This window comes from Mycobacterium sp. NGS66 (assembly GCF_059812225.1).
Genome location: NZ_JCALCG010000010.1, coordinates 159878 through 180807 on the forward strand (window position 1 = coordinate 159878; position 20930 = coordinate 180807).

A 20930-nucleotide genomic window follows, 5' to 3' on the forward strand; every position below is an offset into this window, starting at 1 on the left:
GAGGCGATGTTATGGCGTGCCGTTGCGGCTACAGGTGACTGACGGCGAAGTCTGCGGCCTGGTCCGTCATGCCGTTGGCCGCATAGAGCGTGTGCTCGGCGTTGGGACCGCCGCCACCGGGACCGCAGATGCCGTCGCCCGGGGCGCACAGCTCAAGGGTCTTGGGTCGGTAGAGCGGTCCGATGACAATCGGCGGCGCACCGTACTGCGCGAGGAACTGATCCGACGGCGTCCCGAACAACGTCACCGCGGCGACGTGGTTGGCGATCTCGGGCGTCAGCGGCTTCGGCACCGCGGCCGCGGGCACGCCCGGGGGAACGGCCGCGGACGTGACGTAGCCGGCGACGGCGGCACCCTGGGAGTAGCCGCCGAGGACCTCACGGGTCTGGGGGCAGGTCGCCGCCATCGATTGGATATGCGAGCCTGCGTCGCGAATCCCGTCGATGACCGTGACGGGGAAATCGGGGTTGCCGAAATCGGTGCTGGCCGGGTAGTTGACCGGATAGACGGCGAACGACCTCGAGCCGACCTTGGAGCGCAACTGCTCGACGAAGGTGCCTCCGATGCCGCCGACGCCGGGCGGCTCTCCGGAGCCGCGGGCGAATACCACCTCGACGTCGGGACACGGGTCCGCAGATGCGGCCGGGCCGGACGGGGTTACCAGCGCGGAGCCGAACGCCACCGCAGCGCCGCCGCTAATCGCCGCAAGCCGACGCACCCAGCCCGTCGCTACCAATTTGCTGACATGCATGTCTTCAGCCGTTTCGTATTTGTTAGTAGGTATTCGGACCCGATAACGGTTTAGATTGCCCCGAAGCCGCAGGTCTCAACCGGTCGGTGCCCGCAAACGAACAGCAAGTTGCCGGACGCGCCGACAACTTGCTGACCAGATGAGCGCTATTTCCTGAAGGCGTCCTTCACTTTCTCGCCGGCGTCTTTCAGGTTGGACTTCGCCTGATCGGCGCGGCCTTCATTCTTGGTGTCGTGATCGCCGGTCGCCTTGCCGACCGCCTCTTTGGCCTTCCCACCCAAGTCTTCGATCTTGTTCTTGATTTTGTCTTCGGTGCTCATAGGATTCCCCTCCTGCGACTGCGCGGTTGATATGCGCGCTGGTTACCCCGCACGGGCCGATCCTGAACCCTGGCCCGTCGGCCCGGCAGCAACGTCCGAAACGCGTCCCGAACCTTTTCGCCAGCGTCCTTGAGGTTGGCCCTCACCTGATCGCGTTGACCTTCGTACTCGGTCCGCCTGTTTCCGGTGACCCTGCCGACGGTCTCTCTGGCTCTGCCGCCCCAATATTGGGCTTTGTTTCTCAGTTTGTTTTCGATGCTCATCCGATTCGACTACCCGAGAGCGTGCGGCCGCAAAACTTAGCCGGGCGAGCAGACGCAAAATCCCCCATTTCGGGCGCGGATTAGGGGATTTTGCGTCTGCTCGGCGGCTCAGGTGCGCACCACGCCCCGGGGCAGTGTCAACGGCAGATCGTTGTACGTCGCGATCCCCGGTGCCGCGGCGACGACGGCCGGGATCGCGTTGACGACGGGCATCGCGGTCATGATGTGTCCGAGAGCCATGAAGTCGGCGATCGTCTCGGCCTGAAAGTACGGCGGGGGCAGGAAACCAATTTTGGTGGTGACCGTCGGTTGCCCGTCGATCTGGATTACCCAGCCGTCCTGTTCGATCTTCCAGTCGGGTTCGAGGGTCTGTCCCTTGCGCCAGCGGACGTTGAGATCTATCAGCGTCTTGCCGCCGACGACGCCCTGCCAGCTGATGTAGGTACCCGCGACGCATCCGGCGGGGATGGTCCACGACCCGAGGTCGAGATCGGCTGTGGTTTGGGCGAATTCGGCCACACACCGAACCTCGTCAAGCTCGACGCCGAGTGCGTCGGCCACCAACCGGACGGCCTCGCCGAAGACGGCCGTGCCCTTGGCCGCCATCTGCTGCAGCTCGGGATGATCGATCGGCTGGCCGAAGCCCGCTGGCTTCTCGGTGTCCGGGGAGTCATAGAACGTGGTGTCGGCGGCCTCGCTGACGGTGACCTTGTCCACCCGGTTGCACACCATCGCCGAGACGATGGCCAACAGCTCGGCGAACCCCGGGCTGACGCCCGAACCGAAGATGGTCGAACCGCCTTTTTGACAGGCCTCGAGAATGCGATCGCGGCCGTCGCCCAGGTTGTGTCCGGTGATGAACGACGCCGTCGTCACCACGTTGACACCCGCGGACAGGATGCGGACCAGCTCGTCGACATCGATCCACATCGGGTTGTAGACCACGCAGTCGGGCTTCAGGGCCAACAGCGCGTCGACGTCGTTGGTGGCGGCGACGCCGAGCGGGGCAATGCCACACAGCTCGCCGGCGTCACGGCCGGCCTTTTCTGCTGACCAGGCATAACAGCCCACCAGTTCGAGGGAGGGATTGTCGGCTATCGACTGCAGCGAGCTTTTGCCGACGTTTCCGGTGGTCCATTGCACGACCCGATAGTTGTTTGGCACTCGCTCAGCATAGGGGAGTGGCTGGGTGCTCAGTAGGTCGATTCGGCGGCCAGGATCTCCGCGAGAAACGTGTCGTCCGCGGGGCGGTCCAACCGGGTCCGCGCCCAGCGGCGAACCCGCTCGCGCGTTTGCGGTGTCTCCGCAGTCTCGGCCCCGATGTGGACCGACATGGTGTCCCAATCATGGTTCCAGGCAGCCGATTCCGTCATTGGCCGCAGCTGCGAGTCGATCAGGGGAACGGTGGCGCGGCCCTCCGTGTCCAGCACGCCGGTGCCGGTGATGCTTCCGGACCGCACCCGTACCGGGATGCCGGTGGCCGGGTCGGGGCCGATGACGAGCGCCCGGACGACGGCCACCACGGCCGTTCCCGCCGCCTCGATGATCCACTCGACGGTGTCTTCGCCCGCGTCGAAGATTCCGGGTGGCACCGCGGTCCAGTTGATCGACGCCACGCCACGGCCGATCGCGCTCGCCGCACGCCGACCCGCATCAGATCCGGCGGCCAGCGCGTAGTCGTCCTGATGACCAGTCGGCATCGCCAGGTCCGCGCTCGAGTCATCAACAGCGGCAAGCAATTCCGCCCAACCCGGGTCCTGCAGCCCGACCTCGTCGGCAAGTCCCGCCCCGGCGCGCACCAGGCCGCCTACCCGCGGATCGCCACTGTGCAAATGCCTGACCAACGCGGCGGCGTGCGGTGCCAACAGCTCCGTCACGTCCGAGTCCAGCGTGTCGTCGGTGAAGAAGTCCTGCGCGCCGGCTGTCAGCAACGCAACCTCGGTGTCCAGCACAGCGCGATCCAGGGCGGCGATCCCGTCGCGCCGGCTGGCGGGCCACCATCGGCGCAGCCAATGGCCCAGGGCCAGCCTGCGCAGCTGCGTCAGCGATCCGGGCACGATGTCGACGCCGGTGAGCTCGATGCTGTGCGGATCGCCGGGCGCGCGGCCGTCAATAGCCGAGGCCAGCGTGACATGCCCTGCATCGCCGACGACACGCCAAAGCCAGTCGGCGCGAGCCAAATCCGTGAAAGCGATCTGCACGGCCGCGTCGTCGGGCGGCTCGTCGACGGTCCACGACAATATCGCGCCGCTGACCTCCAGCACGGCGACCAACGGAGTCGGCATGGTGGCCCGTTGCGCGCCGACGCTCCAAAGTCCGGAATCTGCAACCAGTTTCATCCTGCCACCTGCAATTCCAGCATCGACTTGATTCGCTGCCGGTGATCCAGACTGACCGATCTGGCCACGCCTTCGAGCAGGGACCGCACGTCGTCGACGTCCTCGCAGGACTCCTGCCAGACGTCACGGCCGTGCAAGCGCGCCCACAGCCGGCTCAAATAGGGCTGTGCGTAGTCGGCGAGGTCGTCGACCACCTGCTGTTGACGGGGATGGATGGGGCCGCCCTCGGCGAGGTAGCGCCGGGCATGCAGCACGTAGGCCTCCTTGCGCAGCCGGGCCTGGATCTGTGCGGCCAGGGCGTAGCGGTTCACGACGGCAGGTTGCAGCGGCGAAAGTTGGATGGCGACCTCGATGCCGGTGAGCAGCGTGGCCTGTTTGTCCTCGCTCAGTAATCCCCATGGCGCGCAGGCTCGGTCGACCTCTTCGTCGCACAGCATCGGGATGTCCGGCAATGCGTCGCGGTCCAGCGCGCGGCGCAATGTCGCGCGCACCCGGTCCACCACACTGCGATCCAGCGGCCTATCGCTAGCCGACTGATCGACAGAGCTTTGGATCTGCGGACATCGTTGTGGCGCATGCGAACTCAAACCAAGCTTGACGATCGACCAGGGCAGCTCACCCGTCTCGACGCGGGCCAGCGCGCCCAGGTGGTAGGGGGTGGGGTCAGCGATCAGCGCCGACCAAACCCGCTGACGCGCGACGGCCGCCCCATGACTGTTCGCCGGGCCCAGCACGGTAACCAGCTGAGCCAGGAACGGATCGATGAGGACGTCTTCGCCCTGCACGTCGCGCCAGCTGCGGTCCAACTGTTCGGTCAGCACGGTGACGACGTCGGGATTCGCCACGTATTGGTTGAGCACCTCAATCGCGGTCCGGTCGCGGCCCTGGTGGATGTCGCGCAGCACCGCAGCCGGGGTGTTGCGATCTTCGGGGCTGGGCGCACCTTTGGTCACCGCGAGTTCGAAGCAAACGGGGAAGTACAGCTCCTGAGCGTTTCCGCTGCGAATCCGCGACCGGCGACGCTCGAGTTTGAGAACCTCGAACCACGCTGCCGCAGCGCGCAATTGGGCGGCGTGGGCGACGATGAGTTCGTGCATGGCGGCAGCGCAGTCCGCCGGGACCACCGGCACCGAGTATTGCGGGTTCGACCGGAGGCGAAGCACCAACGGGTCGATGATGCGCTTGATGGTCCTGGTCAAGGGGCCGCCGTCGGCGCTGCTGAGCATCTCGACGCCGGGACCGATTGCGCGCCAGGCTTGCTCGATCACCGCGCGGCGCGGATGCCCAGCCACCTTGGGGGCAGCGGTCACCTGCGGGTCGGCGCTCATCTGCACAGGATAGGGGCATTCCACGAATATCGGCACCGGAAAAGTTGGGTTCGGTAGCCGGTCCACACCGCGACGCTTGGTCGCATGTTATGGAACACACTCCTTGGAATCGGCACGGTATGCGATGCACCCAATGCGCAGCAGGTCAAGATTCAGGTAACCAGCGTGGACGGCGAGACGTTCGTCGGCCGCTTGGTTCACTCCGACGATGACCAGGTCGAGTCGTGGCTGCATCCGGGAACGGTGCTGCTGGTGGCATTCGATCCTGCTGCGCGCGAGGAACTTTCGTTGCCCGACGACGTACTCGCGGTTCGGGCGGCCGAGCTGACGGCGATTTAGCGCACCCCGTCGACCGTGAACGACACCAGCGCAGCCCAATACAGCGGGCTCGCGGCGACGTCGCCGTCGCGCCAGCGGCGCATCTGTTCACGTTGCCAGCGATTCACGGCGCATCCCGCGTCGACGTCTTCGTGTGCCCGGTCGACGGCGATCACCACGTCGGCCATCGGGTCGATGCTGCCGTTACCGGCCCGCGCAAACCGCCGATAGGCGGCGGTGGTCGGCAGCGACCACAACGTCGCCGTCACCAACTGCGCGCCACCGAGGATGAGCGCCGCCACCAGACCGGTCGCCTCGTCGAATTGATAGTCACCGCCGGACGCGCAGGCCAGCAGGGCTGCCCGCGGCGGCATCGGCAACCGCAACGACATCAGGTCTGACGCGGTCAGCGGCCGATGATCGCCGACGGGATCGGCGTGGCCGGGAATCGCTGCGGTGCAGGCCAAGTGCAACACGGCCCGATCGGCTCGGCTGCCGTGATCGGCAGTGCCGTCCGCCGAACTGGCGTGCCCGACGTACAGCAGCCGACTCGGCGCACTTTGCGTCAACAGCTCCGCCAACCACCGGCGGTCGGCATCACGGCGGCGGAACAGCTCGACCGCCGACCCCACCGCCGGCAGCACCGGCCGACGTTCCATCAGCTCGGCAAAGTGCTGTGCCAACGGCGTCTGCTCGGATGGCCTGCCGAGCACCGAGCCCAGGGCCGAATCCGGAAGTTGTCCGGGCACCCGCGGATCGAGGACCAGCAGCCGCGGACCGTCGCAGCGGACGTCCCAACGCGTCGGGGTTCGGGGCGCGTGCAGGATGTTCTGCGGTACCGCCATCAGCACATCGGCCAGTTCCATCAGCCGGTAACCGTCGGTGTGCTCGCGGACATCGGTTAATTGCCACGGGATTTGGGCGGCCACGGTGCCGCGGGCAGTGAACGCCTCCGCCCGAATGCGCACCAATTCCTCTGGGCTGGGCCACGATTTCGGCAATGCCAGCAACCCCCAGGGGACACGCGCCAGCCGGGCGGTCGGCGAGACGAACAGCACCGCACGCGGCGACGCCACGCATTCCATCAGCAGCTGCCAGGCCGCCGCGCCGATGAGCAGCACGCCGAGGATATAGGCGACCGTCAGTTCGGTGTCCGGTGCCGCGAACGGTCCGTTCGCCAGCGCACGCTCGATGGCGGCACGTCGGTCTTCGGGGCCCTGCGGCTCGGGCAAGGCGTCCGCCAGTTCCTGCAGTGCCGCAAGCAGAATGGGTTCGTCCACCACCCAGGTCACCGTTCTCGACGGCTGCCCCACCACCCGCAGACTGCCGTACGTGGCAATCCCGACGTCGGCGTATCGCAGGACCAGCGTGAGCCGGCTCATGGCCAGGTCGACCAGGCCGGTTCGGCGGCAGTGACATCCCGGCCGTAACGCTGCAACGCCAGCGCGCGGTAGTGGCTCATGATCGGCGCGGTATCGGGTTGCATCTGCAACGGCGGCAACGGGCCGAGCCGGGTGAGGGCGAGCCGCCCGCCGGCCGAGGTTCCGGCTGCGGCGAGCGCCTGAACATCAGGGTCGCCCAGGACGGGAGCGGTAGCGGTGGACGCCCACTCCCCGGTCTCGTCCTGCGCCGGCTCGCTGCTGAAAGTCCCACGCGCGCTGTGGTACTCAATCAGCTCGCTGAGCAGCTCGGTATTCTCCCACTCCCAGGCGACAGCGAAGGCCCCGGCCAGCATCGGCGCCGAGACATGGGCTGCCCAACGCGATCTGGCGTCGGCGTCGGCGATGGAATAGCGCACCGAGTCGACGGCCAACGCGGCCGGAACCTTGAGCTCGGCCGCTTGTTCTAGCTTGCTCATCGCACGCCGCTGCTGCTGATCGTCGACCTGCCCCCGGATGACGCCGAGCGACTCCGCATGCCGCGCTTCGACCTCCTGCCAGGTGTCGGAAGGGTCACCAGCACCGTCGATACCCAAGTCCGTCAGGGCATCTGCGCGCCACACCGTGCCGAGGTGGTAGTCAAGGCGGGCGTATTGCAGCCAACTACTGCGCGGCGAGGCGTCGAGAAATTCCCTGGCCTGCGCGATCAGCTCTACCGCATCCGCGAAGCGGCCGCGGAATATCTGTAACCAGCTGCGCTGCAATAGGATACGGTGAATATGCAGTGGCTTTCCCAGCTCCCGCCAGTGCCGTTCGGCATGTTCCCAGCACTGATCGGCGGCTTCCAGGGCGTTGGCCGCCATCCGGGTGAGGCCGAGATACAGCCAACACCTCGACACGTCGTGCGCCCGGGCGTGGCGAGCGATCACCGGATAGGCTTGCGCTGCCAGCTGCTCGGTGGTCACTCTGTCGCGAGCCGACCACGCCGCGGCTGCTCTCTCCAGTTGTGTTCTGGCCCAGGCTAATTCCCATCCGTTCGCTTGCGCCCGGGCGCCGGCGCGGCGGAGCCACGGTTCGGCCTCGGAGAGCCGCCCGGTCTCGACGCAGTACCGGCCATAGGCGGTGGCGGCGGTCACCCGGAGGAAGTCCGTCGGCGCCGCGTCGGTCCTTCGATCGTCTAGCGCCGCAAGTGCGTTCTGCCACAACGGAACTGACTGTACGTGCAGGTCGTCGTCACACAGTGCGGTAGCACATAGCACCTGCGCGTAGGTGACCAGGTGGGCGTGTTCCTCGGCCAGCGCCGGGAAGTCCCCGGCGGCCGCGGCCAGTGCCGCCAATGCCGCGGCCGCGTGATCGTGATCGCCTTGCGCCGCAGCCAGTCCCGTTTCCAGAAATTGGGCCCGCCGCGAATATCGACAGATCATCGCTGCGACTTCGGCGTCGGAGAACCGGACCTGTGCGGCCGCTTCTGGGCGGGCGCCCGCGGCAATGTCGGCATAGATCTGCACACAGTCGCGGATGCGCCGGATGGACTCTCGCACGCCGTCATTCGCGCCGCGAACCAGGTAGATCTCGCCGAGCTGTGCCAGCACTTCGAGCATGTGATCGTCGCGGTCGGCCTGCTCGATCTCGGGGATCAGGGACAGCAACAGATCCCTGGCCGCGACCTCGTCGGCGGCGAAGATCAGCCGCCGAGCACGGTCCAATTCGCCGGGGATCGACACGGCAGCATCATAAGTCCGTCTGGCCCCCGAGCGGCCCAGCTCCCGCTGTCGCACAGCCCGGAGCGGCGGACATGCGTTGCACGTCCGCCGCCCGGATTCCGGCCCATCAGCCACATGTCGCCTTGATGCTGAAATCCTTGGTGATCAGTCCGGCCATCGGGTTCTTCATGTCGGCGCCCTGCGCCTGGCCGGTGATGGTGTAGGTCTTGCCGTCCACCGCCACCTTGGCCGACCCGAGGTTCTGGCCCATGTTGTTGGCGACCGACAACGCGTTGCCGTCGACGACGAGGATCAGGGACTCGACCTTTGGCGCGGGCTCGTCGGTCATCACCACCGCCACGGCCTGCTGCTTGCCGGCGGTGTTGCCGCTGCCGATGCTGATCTTGCCTGCCTGCTTGACGCAGGTCACCGTGGCCGGGTCCAAGCCCGCCAGGTCGCTCCCGCCGACCTTGACCTCGGTGGCCCCGCCCCGGGTGGCAACGCCCGCCGGACCGGCGACGGTGTGCCCGCCGCTCGAACAAGCCACCAGAACCGACGCGCAGCCCAGGCTGGCGATCGCTGCTGCGAAAAGACGTTTCACTGGAGTTCCTTCCTTCATGCGTCGCCCCGTTGGCGACGTCATCGGGGCAAGTACAGAACCCGCGCGCTGCTACCGATCCCAATTTCTGCGCGTCAACCGTTAAGCTGCAGCGACAGATGAACGGAGGCGTTCGATGCCACGTGTTCGATGGCTGGAAAAGCCTGAGGCCCACGACTTTCCAGCGGCGGCCGACTACCTTGATCTGCTCGCGGAAGCACATATCGTCAAGGAGCTGACCGAGCGGCTGCGAGCCGGAGTCGTGGTGCACAGAAAGGCCAAAGACATCCTTCGGGCGGCCCAGCTGCCGCTGTTGTCGCCGGACAACCCGCATGTCGCGGCGGACCTGTACAAGATCAAGAAAAAGCAGCCGCTCTCGCCGATTCTGTTAGTTCGCGGCGATTTCACGGCCGGTGTACCGCTGCAGATTGCCGACGGTTATCACCGGGTCTGCGCGAGCTACCACACCGACGAGAACACCGACATCCCCGTCATTCTCGTTTCCGGCCGGCAGTAAAGCTCGCAAGGTGATCGAGATCCAGACGCTGGGCGCGGTCCGCGTCCTGACTTTCTCCTCGGGCCGGGTGAACGCCCTCGATGTCGAGTTCGCTGTCGAGCTGACCGAGTCGATCCGCGAAGTGCAGCGGGCGGGCGGTGCACCTCTGGTCATCACGGGCGCCGGGCCGGTGTTCAGCGCCGGGGTTGACCTCAATCGAGTGGTGGACGGCGGTGCCGGCTACACCGATCGGCTGATCGGCGCCCTGTCGGATCTGTTCGTGACGGCGTTCGGTTATCCGGGGCCGACGGTTGCGGCGATCAATGGCGCCGCCATCGCGGGTGGCTGTGTGCTGGCCGGCGCCTGCGATCGTCGGGTGATGAGCTCGTCGGGGCAGATCGGGGCCTCCGAGGTCCGCGTGGGCGTTCCGTTTCCGGTGGCCGCGCTCGAGGTCATGCGGTATGCGTGCGGAGATCGCGCAGAGCAGGTGGTGCTGGGCGGCCGGACGTATCGAGACGGCGACGCCGTCGAAATGCGGCTGGTCGACCGCATCGTCGCCGACGACGTCGTCGAGGCGTCGGTCGCGGAGGCGTCGGACCTGGCCGATATTCCGGCCGAGGCTTATTGCCACACCAAAGCGCAGTTGCGAAACCCCACGATGGCCCGGATCAGCGAGGGCGCCGAGATCGACCGGGAGGTCCGTCGGCTCTGGGCGGCACAGGAGACGCGGCAGCGCATCGCCGCTTACCTCGAGCGGCTGCGTAGTCGCAACCGCTAGTCGTCAGTCCTCGACGGCGACCCCGCCGCCGCGGGTGCGCCTGCGCCGATGTGACGTCTTGCCGGTCGGGCGCCGGTTCTGCAACCTGGGCTTCGGCTTCTCCACGGGTTTGGTGACTTGAGCGTCGTCGGCTACCGCCGCTTCCTGCGTCGGTGCTTCAGCTGCCGGCTCCGGTTTCGGGATTTCGGTGGTGGCCTGCGAGCTCGCGGGGCTTTCTTGGGTGGCGCCGACGGACTCCTCCGCCGTTTCCGTTTCGACTTCCTGGGTATCGGGCTCGGTGGTCTCGACCTCGGTGGTCTCAGCGTCGGCAGCTTCGACCGCTTCGGTCTCGGTGATCTCGTCGGCACCCGACTCGACATCGCCGGCCTCGGTCTCGGTGACCTCGTGGGACTCGTCCTTGCCGCGCTTCTTACGGCCCTTGCGCGTCTGCTTGGGCTCCTTCAACTTGATCGGTTTCGGCGGCGGCGGCGGCAACTCGGCGACGAACGACAAGTAGAACCCGAAGATCCCGAGCACGGCGATCGCGGCGGCAGCGCCGTAAATACCGAACAACCACTGTCCGGCGGAGTCCAGGCTAAGCCAGAGCTCGCTGATCGCGGTGCCGATAATCAGAACCCCGGCCAGCACATGGGCAACGATCGACCAGAGCCGCATGGACAGGGCCAGCTGCGGGGTGCCCAGCTCCGGCTTGCGCGTGCGCAGCAAGGTGAACACCACCGGCAACGCAGCCAGGCCGATCAGCGCGCCCGAGGCGATCCGGCCCGCCATGCCCAATGCGTGTGGCGTTTCACCCATCAGCTCCGACCAGCGCGGCAACACGGCAAAGAAGTAGAGGACGCCGGCGATGATCGAAAACAAGGCATGCCACACGATGGCCCACGTGCGTCCCATAAGACTCCTCAAGCTGCTGGGTTCAGGCCAGCATAGAGGCCGACCAACCCACAATCGTGTATGTCCGCGCCCCGAAACCAAGGGCGACCCGTTGCGGAGGATGCGGGATTTGAACCCGCGAGGGCTGTTAACCCAACCCGCGTTCCAGGCGAGCGCCATAGGCCACTAGGCGAATCCTCCGCCGCCATGGTAGCCGCTGAGTCAAACATCGAGTGTCCCGCGGCCTGCTACCACCGCAGCCGGGCGCCGTACGTCCGGGTATTACACTCGCCGATGGACCCCGCGCGGCGTTTATCCTGTGAACTCCCCCAGGGCCGGAAGGCAGCAAGGGTCAATGGGCTCTGTCGGGTGCGCGGGGTCCCCTCAGTCGGGGGCGCAGAGGCCAATGCCGGCCTAACTTTTTGCCTAGGACCCGAAAGGCCGTGGAGTGGCGTTCGATTCCCTCAGCCCTGCAGAGCTCGCTGCGCTGCATGCCCGCCACCAGCAAGATTATGCGGAGCTGCAGGCCATGAAGCTGTCGCTGGATCTGACCCGCGGCAAGCCGTCTGCAGAACAGCTCGATCTGTCCAACCAGGTGCTCAGCCTGCCCGGTGACGATTACCGCGACGAGGAGGGCACCGACACCCGCAACTACGGCGGTTTGCACGGCCTGCCGGGACTGCGTGCCATCTTCGGCGAGCTGCTCGGCATACCTGTGCAGAACTTGATCGCGGGCAACAACTCCAGCCTGGAGTTGATGCACGACCTGGTGGCCTTTTCGCTGTTGTACGGCGGCGTGGACTCGCCGCGGCCTTGGGTTCAGGAGCCGGACGGCATCAAATTCCTGTGTCCGGTCCCCGGCTATGACCGGCACTTCGCGATCTGCGAGACGATGGGCATCGAGATGATCCCGGTCCCGATGCTGCACGACGGCCCGGACGTCGACCTGATCGAGGAGTTGGTTGCCGTCGACCCCGCGATCAAGGGCATGTGGGCGGTGCCGGTGTTCGGCAACCCCACCGGCGTCACGTATTCCTGGGAAACGGTGCGCCGGCTCGTGCAGATGCGGACGGCGGCGCCCGACTTCCGGCTGTTCTGGGACAACGCCTATGCGGTACACACGCTGACGTTGGACTTCGTCCGTCAGGTCGACGTGCTTGGGCTGGCCGCGAAAGCCGGCAACCCGCATCGGCCGTATGTCTTCGCCTCCACCTCGAAGATCACCTTCGCCGGTGCCGGGGTCAGTTTTCTGGGCGGATCGTTGGGCAACATCGCCTGGTACCTGCAATACGCCGCGAAGAAATCGATCGGCCCGGACAAGGTCAACCAGCTGCGGCATCTGCGCTTCTTCGGCGACGCGGACGGGGTGCGCCTGCACATGTTGCGCCACCAGCAGATACTGGCGCCGAAGTTCGCGGCGACACTGGAAATCCTGGACCGCCGGTTGAGCGAATCCAAGATCGCCTCCTGGACCGAGCCCAAGGGTGGGTACTTCGTCAGCCTTGACGTGCTGCCCGGCACGGCGCGGCGGACCGTCGCGCTGGCCAAGGACGCCGGTATCGCGGTCACCGAGGCGGGAGCGTCGTTTCCCTATCGAAAAGACCCCGACGACAAGAACATTCGGGTTGCACCCACCTTTCCGTCGCTGCCGGATCTGCGTAAAGCGGTCGACGGGCTGGCGACCTGTGCGCTGCTCGCGGCATCTGAGTCGCTGCTCGGATTGGCCTCGTCGCCCGCGCACTGAGGGCGTCGGGTGTGAAGTGGCGGCTTCGGGAGTGAAACTACGACCTCGAAGGTGAGCTGAGGGCGGCGCAATCACGGATTTTCCGCCGTGGCTTCACTCGCAAAACCGTGTGTTCACACGCGAAACCGTGGCTTCACACTCGTCGCCCAGCCGTCCGGGTCGTCACCCGTCGCCGGTAGCCTGCTGACGTGGCTCTGTACCGCAAGTATCGACCGGCCTCGTTCGCCGAGGTGGTGGGGCAGGAGCACGTCACCGAGCCGCTGTCCATCGCGCTGGAAGCCGGCCGCATCAACCACGCCTACCTGTTCTCCGGGCCGCGGGGCTGCGGAAAGACGTCATCGGCGCGCATCCTGGCTCGGTCGTTGAACTGCGCGCAGGGTCCGACGGCCAACCCGTGCGGGGTGTGTGACTCGTGCGTGGCGCTGGCGCCGAACGCGCCCGGCAGCATCGACGTCGTCGAACTCGACGCTGCCAGCCACGGCGGCGTCGACGACACCCGCGAGCTGCGCGACCGCGCCTTTTACGCACCGGCACAGTCGCGCTATCGGGTGTTCATCGTCGACGAGGCGCACATGGTGACCACGGCCGGCTTCAACGCGCTACTCAAGATCGTTGAGGAGCCGCCAGAGCACCTGATCTTCATCTTCGCCACCACCGAGCCCGACAAGGTGCTGCCGACCATCCGATCGCGCACCCACCACTACCCGTTCCGCCTGCTGCCGCCGCGCACCATGCGGTCGTTGATCGAGCGGATCTGCAAGCAAGAGGGCGTCATCGTCGACGACGCGGTGTACCCGCTGGTGATCCGGGCCGGCGGTGGTTCGCCGCGTGACACGTTGTCGGTGCTGGACCAGTTGGTGGCCGGGGCCGAGAGCAACCACCTGACCTACCAGCGGGCACTCGGGTTGTTGGGTGCCACCGACGTCGCACTGATCGACGACGCCGTCGACGCGCTCGCCGCAGCAGACGCCGCGGCGTTGTTCGGCGCGGTCGAGGCGGTGATCGACGCCGGCCACGACCCGCGGCGCTTCGCCACCGATCTGCTGGAGCGATTCCGCGATCTCATCGTGTTGCAGGCGGTGCCGGATGCGGCAAGCCGTGGCGTGGTGGATGCGCCCGAGGACGTGCTGGACCGGATGCGAGAGCAAGCGGCCCGGATCGGCCCGGCGACCCTGACCCGCTATGCCGAGGTGGTGCAAGCCGGACTGGGCGAGATGCGCGGAGCGACGGCACCGCGCCTGCTGCTCGAAGTGGTCTGCGCGCGACTGCTGTTGCCGTCGGCCAGTGACGCCGAATCGGCGCTGCTGCAACGCGTCGAACGCATCGAGACCAGGCTGGACATATCGATCCCGGAATCCGCGCCGGCCAAGCCGCCGTCGCAGCCGCGGCGGGCGGCGGCCGCCGAGTCCAAGCGCGCCCCTGAACCGACCACTTCATCGGCGCCGCCGCCACCGCCGACGGAATCAGCCCCCGCGCCAGGTGAACCCAGCGCCGCCGCCGTGCGGACCGTGTGGCAGACCGTGCGCGACAAGGTTCGCCAGCGCAGCCGCACCACCGAAGTCATGCTGGCGGGTGCCACCGTGCGTGCCGTGGAGGACAACACCCTGGTCCTGAGCCATACCTCGGCGCCACTGGCCAAACGGCTGTCCGAGCAACGCAATGCCGACGTCATCGCCGAGGCACTCAAAGATGCGCTGGGTGTGAACTGGCGAGTGCGCTGCGACGCGGGCGCTGCAGAGCCGGCTCAGCCCGCCGCGGTTATCGCTAAGGCGGAAGAGCCTGCCCCCGAATCGGATTCGGCGCAGCGCGACCAAAGCGACGCACCTGACGACAGGGACGAGGAGGAGGAAAGCATGCTCGCCGAAGCGAGCCGCACCGACTCGTCGCAGCCGCGTCGGGACCCTGAGGAAGTCGCCCTGGAACTACTGCAGAACGAACTGGGCGCCCGTCGTATCGAAGGCTGATCGCCACGGGGCTAAGGCGTCCACCAAGGGCGTAACGGCAGATCGTCGTTGCCCCAGGTGTCGACATTGGCCGCCAGCACGTGATGCAGCTGAAGGTTGTTCTGCTCGAACGCCACTCGCGAAGCGGCCATATACAGGCCCCACACTTTTGCGATGGGCAGGCCAACCTCGACGACGGCCTGTTCCCAGTGCTCGACCAGGTTGTGGCACCAGTCGCGCAGCGTCATGGCGTAGTGGTGGCGGAAGTTCTCCTCGTGCAGCACTTCCAGACCGACGTCCTGCACGTCGGTGATGATGCGTCCGGAGCCCGTCAGCTCCCCGTCCGGAAAGACGTAGCGGTCGGTGAATCCACCCGCGAAGGAGGTGGACCGGTTGTCGCGCCGAGTGATGCAGTGGTTGAGCAACAGGCCGCCGGTGCGCAACTTCGACTTGAGGAAACCGAAGTAGGCCGGGTAATTCTTGACGCCGATGTGCTCGGTCAGCCCGATCGACGAAACGGCGTCGAACCCCGTCTCGCGCACGTCGCGATAGTCGGAGTGCCGCACCTCGGCCAAGTCCTGCAGGCCCTCGTTCTCGATCGCCGTCTGCGCCCACTTCGCCTGCTCGGCCGACAGGGTCGCGCCGATGGCCCGCACACCGCGCCGCGCCGCGTAACGCACCATGCCGCCCCAGCCGCAACCGACGTCGAGCAACCGGTCGCCGGGCTTTAACCGCAGCTTCTCGAAAACCAGCCGGTATTTGTTCTCCTGGGCCTCTTCCAGCGTGGCGTCGGCGGTCGGATAGACGGCGCAGGTATAGGTCATCGACGGCCCAAGTACCCATTCGTAGAACGTGTTGGAAACGTCGTAATGGTGGTGGATCGCTTCGGCGTCACGGGTCTTGCTGTGCATGAAGCCGTCCGCGACCCGGCGCCAGCGAGGCGGATTTTCCTGCGGCGGGGGCGCCACCGGCAACAGGTGTTCGACGCCGATCGAGCGCACTACGTTGGCCAGCGTCCGCAACGACGGCCGTTTGAACTCCACCTTGTCGGTCAGCATCTTGAGCAACTCGTACGGGTCACCCGGATGTACGCCGCGCGCCTGCAGGTCCCCGGATACGTAGGCGCGCGCGATGCCGAGCTCGCCGGGCGCCGTCGCGAGGTAGGTGGCGCCGCGGGGGTTGCACAGATCCAAGCCCATCTCGGCGTCATCGCGGCCCGCCGTGCTGCCGTCGTACGCGGTGAACTTGAGCGGATGCTGCCCGCCGGCCGTCAGGACCTCCAGCACTTCCGCCATGGTGAGCTTGCCGGTGGCGGCGCGCTCGGGCTGTCTTGTGGTTGTCATTGTCGTTGCACCGCCTTTGCGTAGAGGTCGAGAAGACGCGAGTCGGGGTCGTAAGTCTTTTTCACGGTGTTGTAGCACTCCCCGCCATAGAGCTGATCAAACTCGTCGCGGGTGTAAAAGGAGTCCGAGTAAAGCGACTTGTGCCCGTCCAGCTCGCTGACCTTGGCCTCGATGCGCCGGTTGGTCGCGCCCTTGTCGGCGCCCGCCGGCACCGACGACCAAAACCCGACGTTGACGAACGTGTGGTCCGGCCTGATCGGGTACAGCGGCCAGCCGGCGTGATCACGCAGCCGCAGCGGGCACAACCACAGCGGCGTGATCGGCACGTTGTCCAGGAACCATGCCAAAAACTCGGTGGTCCGCTCGATCGGCACCTCGACGTCTTGCACCACTCGCTCCCGCGGTGGACGCCCGTTACGTACCTCAATCCGGTCGGCGATGCCGAAGCGCTGATCGAGGGCGACCAGCTTCCAGTAGAAGCTGCTGCGCCGGTACCGGCGCGGCCACCATCGTCGTAAACGCGGGTTCTGCGCCCCGAACGCACGTGAACACCAAAACCAATCGGTGTCCCAGCGCCAGAAGTAGTCGTGGATCGTCAACCGGTCTTCTTTGACGCCGGCGTCGTGCTGAATCGACTGGTAATAGATGTCTTTTCCGGTGTAGTCGCTGACCGGTCCGGGGGTGGTGGTGCGGGTGCCCACGCAGAGGTAGCTTTCGTCGGCGCCGAACACCACCCCGTCCAGATAATCCACCCGGACGCCGTCCAGGCCGCTGGTGTCGACGATGCGTTCCATCGTCGCGATCAGCTCGGCCAGCGAGTGAAATCGGATGTGGCGCAACGTCACAAATGGCGCGACGGGCTCCAGCTCGATCCGCAACCTGGTCGAATATCCCAGCGTCCCATAGGAATTCGGGAACGCGCGGTACAGGTCGGGGTGCTTCTCGGGCGAGACGGTGAGCAATTCGCCCGCGCCGGTGAGGATGTCCATCTCCAGCACCGATTCATGTGGCAGACCGTTGCGGAACGACGCCGACTCGATGCCCAATCCGGTGACGGCGCCGCCGAGGGTGATGGTCTTCAGCTGCGGGACCACCAGCGGCGAAAGCCCGTACGGCAGTGTGGCGGCCACCAGATTCTCGTAGGTGCACATGCCGGCCACGTCCGCGGTGCGGGCGTCGGGATCGATGCTGATCACATCGGTCAGGCCCGAGACGTCCAATCCCGGCGCATCGCTTTTGGCGCGGGCACGGAACAGGTTTGAGGTGGGCTTTGCGAGTCGAACCGTGGCCGTTGCCGGGATGGATCGATAGCTTTCCAGCAGTCGCTGTACGCCCGACGTATGAGCCGACAGGGCGGATCTCGGGGCAGGCACCAGATATACCCTAGTCTCCGACGACATGGCGTGCACCCGCGCGCGATCACGACACGAGGAGTTGCGCCTGATGGGACAGGTGAGCGCAGCAAGCACCATTTTGGTCAATGCTGAGCCCGCGGCCACACTGGCCGCGGTCGCGGATTATCAGAACGTCCGCCCGAAAATCCTCTCCCGGCACTACAGCGAATACGAGGTGCTCGAGGGCGGCCAGGGACAGGGCACCGTCGCCAAGTGGCGGCTGCAGGCCACCGAATCGCGCGTTCGCGACGTGCAGGTCAACGTCGACGTGGCGGGCCACACCGTGATCGAGAAGGACGCGAACTCGTCGATGGTCACCAACTGGACGGTGGCTCCGGCGGGACCGGGGTCCAGCGTCACCGTCAAAACCACCTGGAACGGGGCGGGCGGTGTCAAAGGTTTCTTCGAGAAGACGTTTGCACCGCTGGGGCTGAAGAAGATTCAGGCCGAGGTGCTGGCGAATCTGAAGAAGGAACTGGAGAGTTAGCCCGGCGAGCAGACGCAAAATCCCCTAGATCGGCACGAAAACGGGGGATTTTGCGTCTGTTCGCCAGCTAACGCACTTGGCCCTGGGTAGCCAGGAAACCGGCGATCCCGCGCACCACCGCGTCGGCGTATTTCTGCCTGCCCTCCGGTGACTCCATCAGCGCCGAATCGGCGGGGTTCTTCATATTGCCCAGCTCGACCAATACCGACGGATACTGTGCCAGGTTCAGCCCGGCCAGGTCCGACCGCCCGTAGAGGCCGCCTTGGCCGATGTAGTTGGCCGGTGGGATGCCTGACGCCTGCAGCTGGTCACGCATGATGCGCGCATACTGCACCGACGGTCCGGCTTGCGCGGCGTTGAGCGGCGGGGCCGAGTAGTTGACGTGGAACCCGCGGCCGGACGGCGGGCCGCCATCGGCATGCAAGCTGATGACCGCATTGGGGTGCATCGCGTTGGCCATCTCGGCGCGTTGATCGACGCACGGGCCCAGGGCGTTGTCGTTGGCGCGCGACATCGCGGTCCGGACACCCAGGGCGTTCAGCGCGGCACGGACCCGTAGCGCGGTGTCCCAGGTGAAGGTGTGCTCCGGATAGCCGCTGTTGGTCGACGTCCCGCTGGCCTGACAGTCCTTGGTGCCGCCCCGACCGGTGGGCACCTGCCGGGTGATAGAGGCGTCGTTGGCCCCGTTGTGGCCTGGGTCGATGAACACCACCATGCCGGAGATGTTGGACGGGGCTGCCGTGGCGGCCGGCATGATCGCCGTCGCGGCGGCGATGACGCAGCCGATCAAGCCGAGGATCGTTCTGATGCCGACACGGGAGCCGTCTGGTACGTCCACGGCGCAAACGTAACGGCGCGCGGTCTACGCTGGGTGTTTCGAATCGCCCGACTACCGCAGGCGAAACCAACTCGAGACCAAGATGCGAGGGGACTGTCATGCAACCCGGAGGCGATATGTCGGCACTGCTCGCCCAGGCGCAGCAGATGCAGCAAAAGCTGATGGAAGCCCAACAGCAGCTGGCCAACGCCGAGCTGCTCGGCCAGGCCGGCGGTGGTCTGGTCAAGGTCCTCGTCAAGGGCAGCGGCGAGGTGGTCTCCGTGACGATCGACCCCAAAGTCGTCGACCCGTCGGACATCGAGACCTTGCAGGACTTGATCGTCGGCGCCATGGCCGACGCGTCCAAGCAGGTCACCAAGATGGCCCAGGAGCGGTTGGGCGCCCTGGCCGGTGCCATGGCGCCACCCAACCCGCCGAACCCACCGGGTGTGCCTGGCGTCGGCGGGCCCTGACCCGTGTTTGAAGGACCCGTCCAGGATCTGATCGACGAGCTCGGCAAGCTGCCGGGTATCGGGCCCAAGAGTGCCCAGCGCATCGCCTTTCATCTGTTGTCGGTCGAACCGCCGGAGATCGACCGGCTGACGGCGGTGTTGGCGAAAGTACGTGAGGGCGTGCAGTTCTGCGCGGTATGCGGCAACGTTTCCGACAACGAGCGGTGCAGAATTTGTGCCGATACCCGTAGAGATGCGTCGGTGGTTTGCGTCGTCGAGGAGCCGAAGGATATTCAAGCCATCGAGCGGACCCGTGAGTTCCGCGGCCGCTACCACGTCCTGGGCGGAGCGCTGGATCCGCTGTCCGGGATCGGTCCCGAACAGCTGCGCATCCGCGAGTTGCTGAGCCGCATCGGTGAGCGGGTCGACGGCGTCGACATCACCGAGGTGATCATCGCCACCGACCCGAACACCGAGGGCGAGGCGACCGCGACCTACCTGGTTCGCATGCTGCGCGATATTCCGGGCCTGACCGTGACGCGAATCGCCTCCGGACTGCCGATGGGCGGCGACTTGGAATTCGCCGACGAGTTGACGCTCGGGCGCGCGCTGACTGGCCGCCGCGCCATGGTTTGATCGGCGTTTCGGTCTGATCGGCGTTTCGGTCTGATCGGCGTTTCGCCGAGCCTGTAGTTTTGCAGGCTTCTTCTCGCACTTTCCCTGCAGATTTACAGCCTCAGCGAGTTGTCGGTCCTTACTGCCAACATTTTCAAAATGGCGACGGTGTTCATCGGTACGGGGGAAGCGACTCGGCATGAGCTGCAACGGTGGTATCGCCCGGTTTATCCGGGCGTCTATGTGCCGAAGGGTCATGACCTGTCCCTGCGAGACCGGATGACCGCCGCGTGGTTGTGGTCCGGCCGCCGAGCGGTCATCGCTGGGGTCGCCGCTTCAGCACTGCACGGTGCGCGCTGGGTGGACGTCGACACCCCGATCGAGCTGATCTGGTCGAACACCCGGCCGCCGCGCGGGCTCGTCGCACGTGACGAGAAGGTGAGTGACGACGAGATCACCCATGCGCTGGGTCTGCCGGTCACCACGCCGGCGCGGACGGCGTACGACCTCGGTCGCCACCTGCCGCGAGGCCACGCTTTGGAGCGGATGGATGCCTTGATGCGAGCGACGCCGTTTTCCAACGAGGACGTGCTGTTGCTCGCCAAGCGTCACGCGTGGGCCCGTGGGGTCCGGCGGCTGCGGGCGGTCCTGCCGCTGGTCGACGGCGGTGCAGCGTCGCCGAAGGAAACCTGGCTGCGACTGCTGTTGATCGACGCGGGCTTCCCCGTGCCCACCACGCAGATTCCAGTGCATGAGAATTGGCGACTGGTTGCCGTGCTGGATATGGGTTGGGACGAGTACGGGGTAGCGGCCGAGTACGACGGTGACCAGCATCGCAGCGACCGTCGTCAGTACGTCCACGACCAGCGGCGGATGCGCAAAATCGAGAAGTCGGGTTGGATCGACATTCGGGTGATCGCCGAAGACACACCCGACGACATCGTGAGTCGAGTGCGGCAAGCAATGGTGAGCAGGGGATGGCGACCCTAGCT

At 66.4% G+C, this 20930-nt stretch carries 22 protein-coding genes, 1 tRNA gene and 1 other RNA gene; 10 read left to right on the forward strand and 14 right to left on the reverse strand.

Annotation, left to right across the window (positions count from 1 at the left end; genetic code table 11):
- Window positions 1-28 precede the first annotated feature (28 nt).
- The 6 genes from AC5Y2L_RS18770 to AC5Y2L_RS18795 all read right to left on the reverse strand — a co-directional run bounded on the left by AC5Y2L_RS18770 (window position 29) and on the right by AC5Y2L_RS18795 (window position 5001).
- Complete coding sequence (locus tag AC5Y2L_RS18770; RefSeq protein ID WP_499939281.1) at window positions 29-751, reverse strand: cutinase family protein; 723 nt, start codon at window positions 749-751, stop codon at window positions 29-31.
- A 146-nt stretch (window positions 752-897) separates the two neighbouring features.
- On the reverse strand, window positions 898-1071 hold the full coding sequence (locus AC5Y2L_RS18775; RefSeq protein ID WP_499939280.1) for a CsbD family protein: 174 nt from the start codon (window positions 1069-1071) through the stop codon (window positions 898-900).
- The gene (locus tag AC5Y2L_RS18780; protein WP_499939279.1) at window positions 1068-1334 is read right to left on the reverse strand and encodes a CsbD family protein; all 267 of its coding nucleotides are present in this window, start codon (window positions 1332-1334) and stop codon (window positions 1068-1070) included. Before AC5Y2L_RS18780 ends, AC5Y2L_RS18775 begins: the two co-directional genes overlap by 4 nt.
- A 108-nt stretch (window positions 1335-1442) precedes the next feature.
- The gene (locus AC5Y2L_RS18785; protein ID WP_499939278.1) at window positions 1443-2498 is read right to left on the reverse strand and encodes an NAD(P)H-dependent amine dehydrogenase family protein; all 1056 of its coding nucleotides are present in this window, start codon (window positions 2496-2498) and stop codon (window positions 1443-1445) included.
- 29 nt (window positions 2499-2527) lie between these two features.
- Complete coding sequence (locus AC5Y2L_RS18790) at window positions 2528-3673, reverse strand: hypothetical protein (protein WP_499939276.1); 1146 nt, start codon at window positions 3671-3673, stop codon at window positions 2528-2530.
- A complete protein-coding gene (locus AC5Y2L_RS18795; protein WP_499939274.1) occupies window positions 3670-5001 on the reverse strand; it encodes a hypothetical protein in 1332 nt (443 codons plus the stop codon). Before AC5Y2L_RS18795 ends, AC5Y2L_RS18790 begins: the two co-directional genes overlap by 4 nt.
- Window positions 5002-5085: 84 nt before the next feature.
- Here AC5Y2L_RS18795 and AC5Y2L_RS18800 point away from each other — a divergent pair, with 84 nt between their 5' ends.
- Window positions 5086-5340 carry a hypothetical protein gene (locus AC5Y2L_RS18800; protein ID WP_499939272.1) on the forward strand — a complete coding sequence of 85 codons (255 nt, stop codon included), beginning with the start codon at window positions 5086-5088 and terminating at the stop codon, window positions 5338-5340.
- On the opposite strand, the gene AC5Y2L_RS18805 is transcribed toward AC5Y2L_RS18800, so the two are convergent.
- The 3 genes from AC5Y2L_RS18805 to AC5Y2L_RS18815 all read right to left on the reverse strand — a co-directional run bounded on the left by AC5Y2L_RS18805 (window position 5337) and on the right by AC5Y2L_RS18815 (window position 8969).
- Window positions 5337-6701, reverse strand: a complete 1365-nt coding sequence (locus AC5Y2L_RS18805; RefSeq protein ID WP_499939271.1) for a CHAT domain-containing protein — start codon at window positions 6699-6701, stop codon at window positions 5337-5339. The two genes, AC5Y2L_RS18800 and AC5Y2L_RS18805, sit on opposite strands and share 4 nt — an antisense overlap.
- Window positions 6698-8422, reverse strand: a complete 1725-nt coding sequence (locus tag AC5Y2L_RS18810; RefSeq protein ID WP_499939269.1) for a hypothetical protein — start codon at window positions 8420-8422, stop codon at window positions 6698-6700. The genes AC5Y2L_RS18805 and AC5Y2L_RS18810 overlap by 4 nt, the downstream gene beginning before the upstream one ends.
- 106 nt (window positions 8423-8528) lie before the next feature.
- Window positions 8529-8969 carry a lipoprotein LpqH gene (locus AC5Y2L_RS18815; RefSeq protein WP_499939335.1) on the reverse strand — a complete coding sequence of 147 codons (441 nt, stop codon included), beginning with the start codon at window positions 8967-8969 and terminating at the stop codon, window positions 8529-8531.
- 166 nt (window positions 8970-9135) lie between these two features.
- On the opposite strand from AC5Y2L_RS18815, the gene AC5Y2L_RS18820 reads away from it, so the two are divergent.
- Both AC5Y2L_RS18820 and AC5Y2L_RS18825 read left to right on the forward strand, forming a co-directional pair.
- Window positions 9136-9516: a hypothetical protein gene (locus tag AC5Y2L_RS18820; RefSeq protein ID WP_499939267.1), complete on the forward strand. Its 381-nt coding sequence runs from the start codon at window positions 9136-9138 to the stop codon at window positions 9514-9516.
- A 10-nt stretch (window positions 9517-9526) separates the two neighbouring features.
- Window positions 9527-10273, forward strand: a complete 747-nt coding sequence (locus tag AC5Y2L_RS18825; RefSeq protein ID WP_499939265.1) for an enoyl-CoA hydratase/isomerase family protein — start codon at window positions 9527-9529, stop codon at window positions 10271-10273.
- Between the two features lie 3 nt (window positions 10274-10276).
- Here the strand turns inward: AC5Y2L_RS18825 and lucA are convergent, their stop codons facing one another.
- Together lucA and AC5Y2L_RS18835 are read right to left on the reverse strand one after the other, a co-directional pair.
- The gene (lucA, locus tag AC5Y2L_RS18830; protein WP_499939263.1) at window positions 10277-11164 is read right to left on the reverse strand and encodes a lipid uptake coordinator LucA; all 888 of its coding nucleotides are present in this window, start codon (window positions 11162-11164) and stop codon (window positions 10277-10279) included.
- 94 nt (window positions 11165-11258) lie between these two features.
- Window positions 11259-11344, reverse strand: a tRNA-Ser gene (locus tag AC5Y2L_RS18835).
- 91 nt (window positions 11345-11435) lie between these two features.
- Between AC5Y2L_RS18835 and ffs the strand changes: the two genes are divergently transcribed.
- The 3 genes from ffs to AC5Y2L_RS18850 all read left to right on the forward strand — a co-directional run bounded on the left by ffs (window position 11436) and on the right by AC5Y2L_RS18850 (window position 14851).
- Window positions 11436-11532, forward strand: an RNA gene (gene ffs, locus AC5Y2L_RS18840) — signal recognition particle sRNA small type.
- Between the two features lie 59 nt (window positions 11533-11591).
- Window positions 11592-12887: an aspartate aminotransferase type Ic gene (locus AC5Y2L_RS18845; protein WP_499939262.1), complete on the forward strand. Its 1296-nt coding sequence runs from the start codon at window positions 11592-11594 to the stop codon at window positions 12885-12887.
- Between the two features lie 188 nt (window positions 12888-13075).
- Complete coding sequence (locus AC5Y2L_RS18850) at window positions 13076-14851, forward strand: DNA polymerase III subunits gamma/tau (RefSeq protein WP_499939260.1); 1776 nt, start codon at window positions 13076-13078, stop codon at window positions 14849-14851.
- A gap of 11 nt (window positions 14852-14862) precedes the next feature.
- On the opposite strand, the gene AC5Y2L_RS18855 is transcribed toward AC5Y2L_RS18850, so the two are convergent.
- Entirely contained in the window at window positions 14863-16173 is a 1311-nt protein-coding gene (locus tag AC5Y2L_RS18855; RefSeq protein WP_499939259.1) for a class I SAM-dependent methyltransferase, read from the reverse strand.
- A complete protein-coding gene (locus AC5Y2L_RS18860) occupies window positions 16170-17573 on the reverse strand; it encodes an FAD-binding oxidoreductase (protein ID WP_499939257.1) in 1404 nt (467 codons plus the stop codon). The genes AC5Y2L_RS18855 and AC5Y2L_RS18860 overlap by 4 nt, the downstream gene beginning before the upstream one ends.
- 43 nt (window positions 17574-17616) lie before the next feature.
- Between AC5Y2L_RS18860 and AC5Y2L_RS18865 the strand changes: the two genes are divergently transcribed.
- Window positions 17617-18054, forward strand: coding sequence for an SRPBCC family protein (locus AC5Y2L_RS18865; protein WP_499939333.1), 438 nt, complete (start codon window positions 17617-17619; stop codon window positions 18052-18054).
- A 67-nt stretch (window positions 18055-18121) separates the two neighbouring features.
- Here AC5Y2L_RS18865 and AC5Y2L_RS18870 read toward each other — a convergent pair whose 3' ends face one another.
- A complete protein-coding gene (locus AC5Y2L_RS18870) occupies window positions 18122-18892 on the reverse strand; it encodes an Rv3717 family N-acetylmuramoyl-L-alanine amidase (RefSeq protein ID WP_499939255.1) in 771 nt (256 codons plus the stop codon).
- Between the two features lie 98 nt (window positions 18893-18990).
- Between AC5Y2L_RS18870 and AC5Y2L_RS18875 the strand changes: the two genes are divergently transcribed.
- From AC5Y2L_RS18875 to AC5Y2L_RS18885, 3 genes are all read left to right on the forward strand, one after another.
- Complete coding sequence (locus AC5Y2L_RS18875) at window positions 18991-19344, forward strand: YbaB/EbfC family nucleoid-associated protein (RefSeq protein WP_499939253.1); 354 nt, start codon at window positions 18991-18993, stop codon at window positions 19342-19344.
- Between the two features lie 3 nt (window positions 19345-19347).
- On the forward strand, window positions 19348-19959 hold the full coding sequence (gene recR / locus AC5Y2L_RS18880) for a recombination mediator RecR (protein WP_499939251.1): 612 nt from the start codon (window positions 19348-19350) through the stop codon (window positions 19957-19959).
- A gap of 138 nt (window positions 19960-20097) precedes the next feature.
- Window positions 20098-20928 (forward strand): type IV toxin-antitoxin system AbiEi family antitoxin, encoded by an 831-nt coding sequence (locus AC5Y2L_RS18885; RefSeq protein WP_499939250.1) that lies wholly within the window; start codon window positions 20098-20100, stop codon window positions 20926-20928.
- Window positions 20929-20930: the final 2 nt, after the last annotated feature.

What these genes read in the sequence shown, in the direction of transcription:
- AC5Y2L_RS18770 (WP_499939281.1), bottom strand. Translation starts at nt 751, where the DNA reads ATGCATGTCAGCAAATTGGTAGCGACGGGCTGGGTGCGTCGGCTTGCG.
- AC5Y2L_RS18865 (WP_499939333.1), top strand. Translation starts at nt 17,617, where the DNA reads ATGGGACAGGTGAGCGCAGCAAGCACCATTTTGGTCAATGCTGAGCCC.
- AC5Y2L_RS18795 (WP_499939274.1), bottom strand. Translation starts at nt 5,001, where the DNA reads ATGAGCGCCGACCCGCAGGTGACCGCTGCCCCCAAGGTGGCTGGGCAT.
- AC5Y2L_RS18800 (WP_499939272.1), top strand. Translation starts at nt 5,086, where the DNA reads ATGTTATGGAACACACTCCTTGGAATCGGCACGGTATGCGATGCACCC.
- AC5Y2L_RS18885 (WP_499939250.1), top strand. Translation starts at nt 20,098, where the DNA reads ATGGCGACGGTGTTCATCGGTACGGGGGAAGCGACTCGGCATGAGCTG.
- AC5Y2L_RS18820 (WP_499939267.1), top strand. Translation starts at nt 9,136, where the DNA reads ATGCCACGTGTTCGATGGCTGGAAAAGCCTGAGGCCCACGACTTTCCA.
- AC5Y2L_RS18775 (WP_499939280.1), bottom strand. Translation starts at nt 1,071, where the DNA reads ATGAGCACCGAAGACAAAATCAAGAACAAGATCGAAGACTTGGGTGGG.
- AC5Y2L_RS18875 (WP_499939253.1), top strand. Translation starts at nt 18,991, where the DNA reads ATGCAACCCGGAGGCGATATGTCGGCACTGCTCGCCCAGGCGCAGCAG.
- AC5Y2L_RS18805 (WP_499939271.1), bottom strand. Translation starts at nt 6,701, where the DNA reads ATGAGCCGGCTCACGCTGGTCCTGCGATACGCCGACGTCGGGATTGCC.
- AC5Y2L_RS18780 (WP_499939279.1), bottom strand. Translation starts at nt 1,334, where the DNA reads ATGAGCATCGAAAACAAACTGAGAAACAAAGCCCAATATTGGGGCGGC.
- lucA (WP_499939263.1), bottom strand. Translation starts at nt 11,164, where the DNA reads ATGGGACGCACGTGGGCCATCGTGTGGCATGCCTTGTTTTCGATCATC.
- AC5Y2L_RS18860 (WP_499939257.1), bottom strand. Translation starts at nt 17,573, where the DNA reads ATGTCGTCGGAGACTAGGGTATATCTGGTGCCTGCCCCGAGATCCGCC.
- AC5Y2L_RS18790 (WP_499939276.1), bottom strand. Translation starts at nt 3,673, where the DNA reads ATGAAACTGGTTGCAGATTCCGGACTTTGGAGCGTCGGCGCGCAACGG.
- AC5Y2L_RS18855 (WP_499939259.1), bottom strand. Translation starts at nt 16,173, where the DNA reads ATGACAACCACAAGACAGCCCGAGCGCGCCGCCACCGGCAAGCTCACC.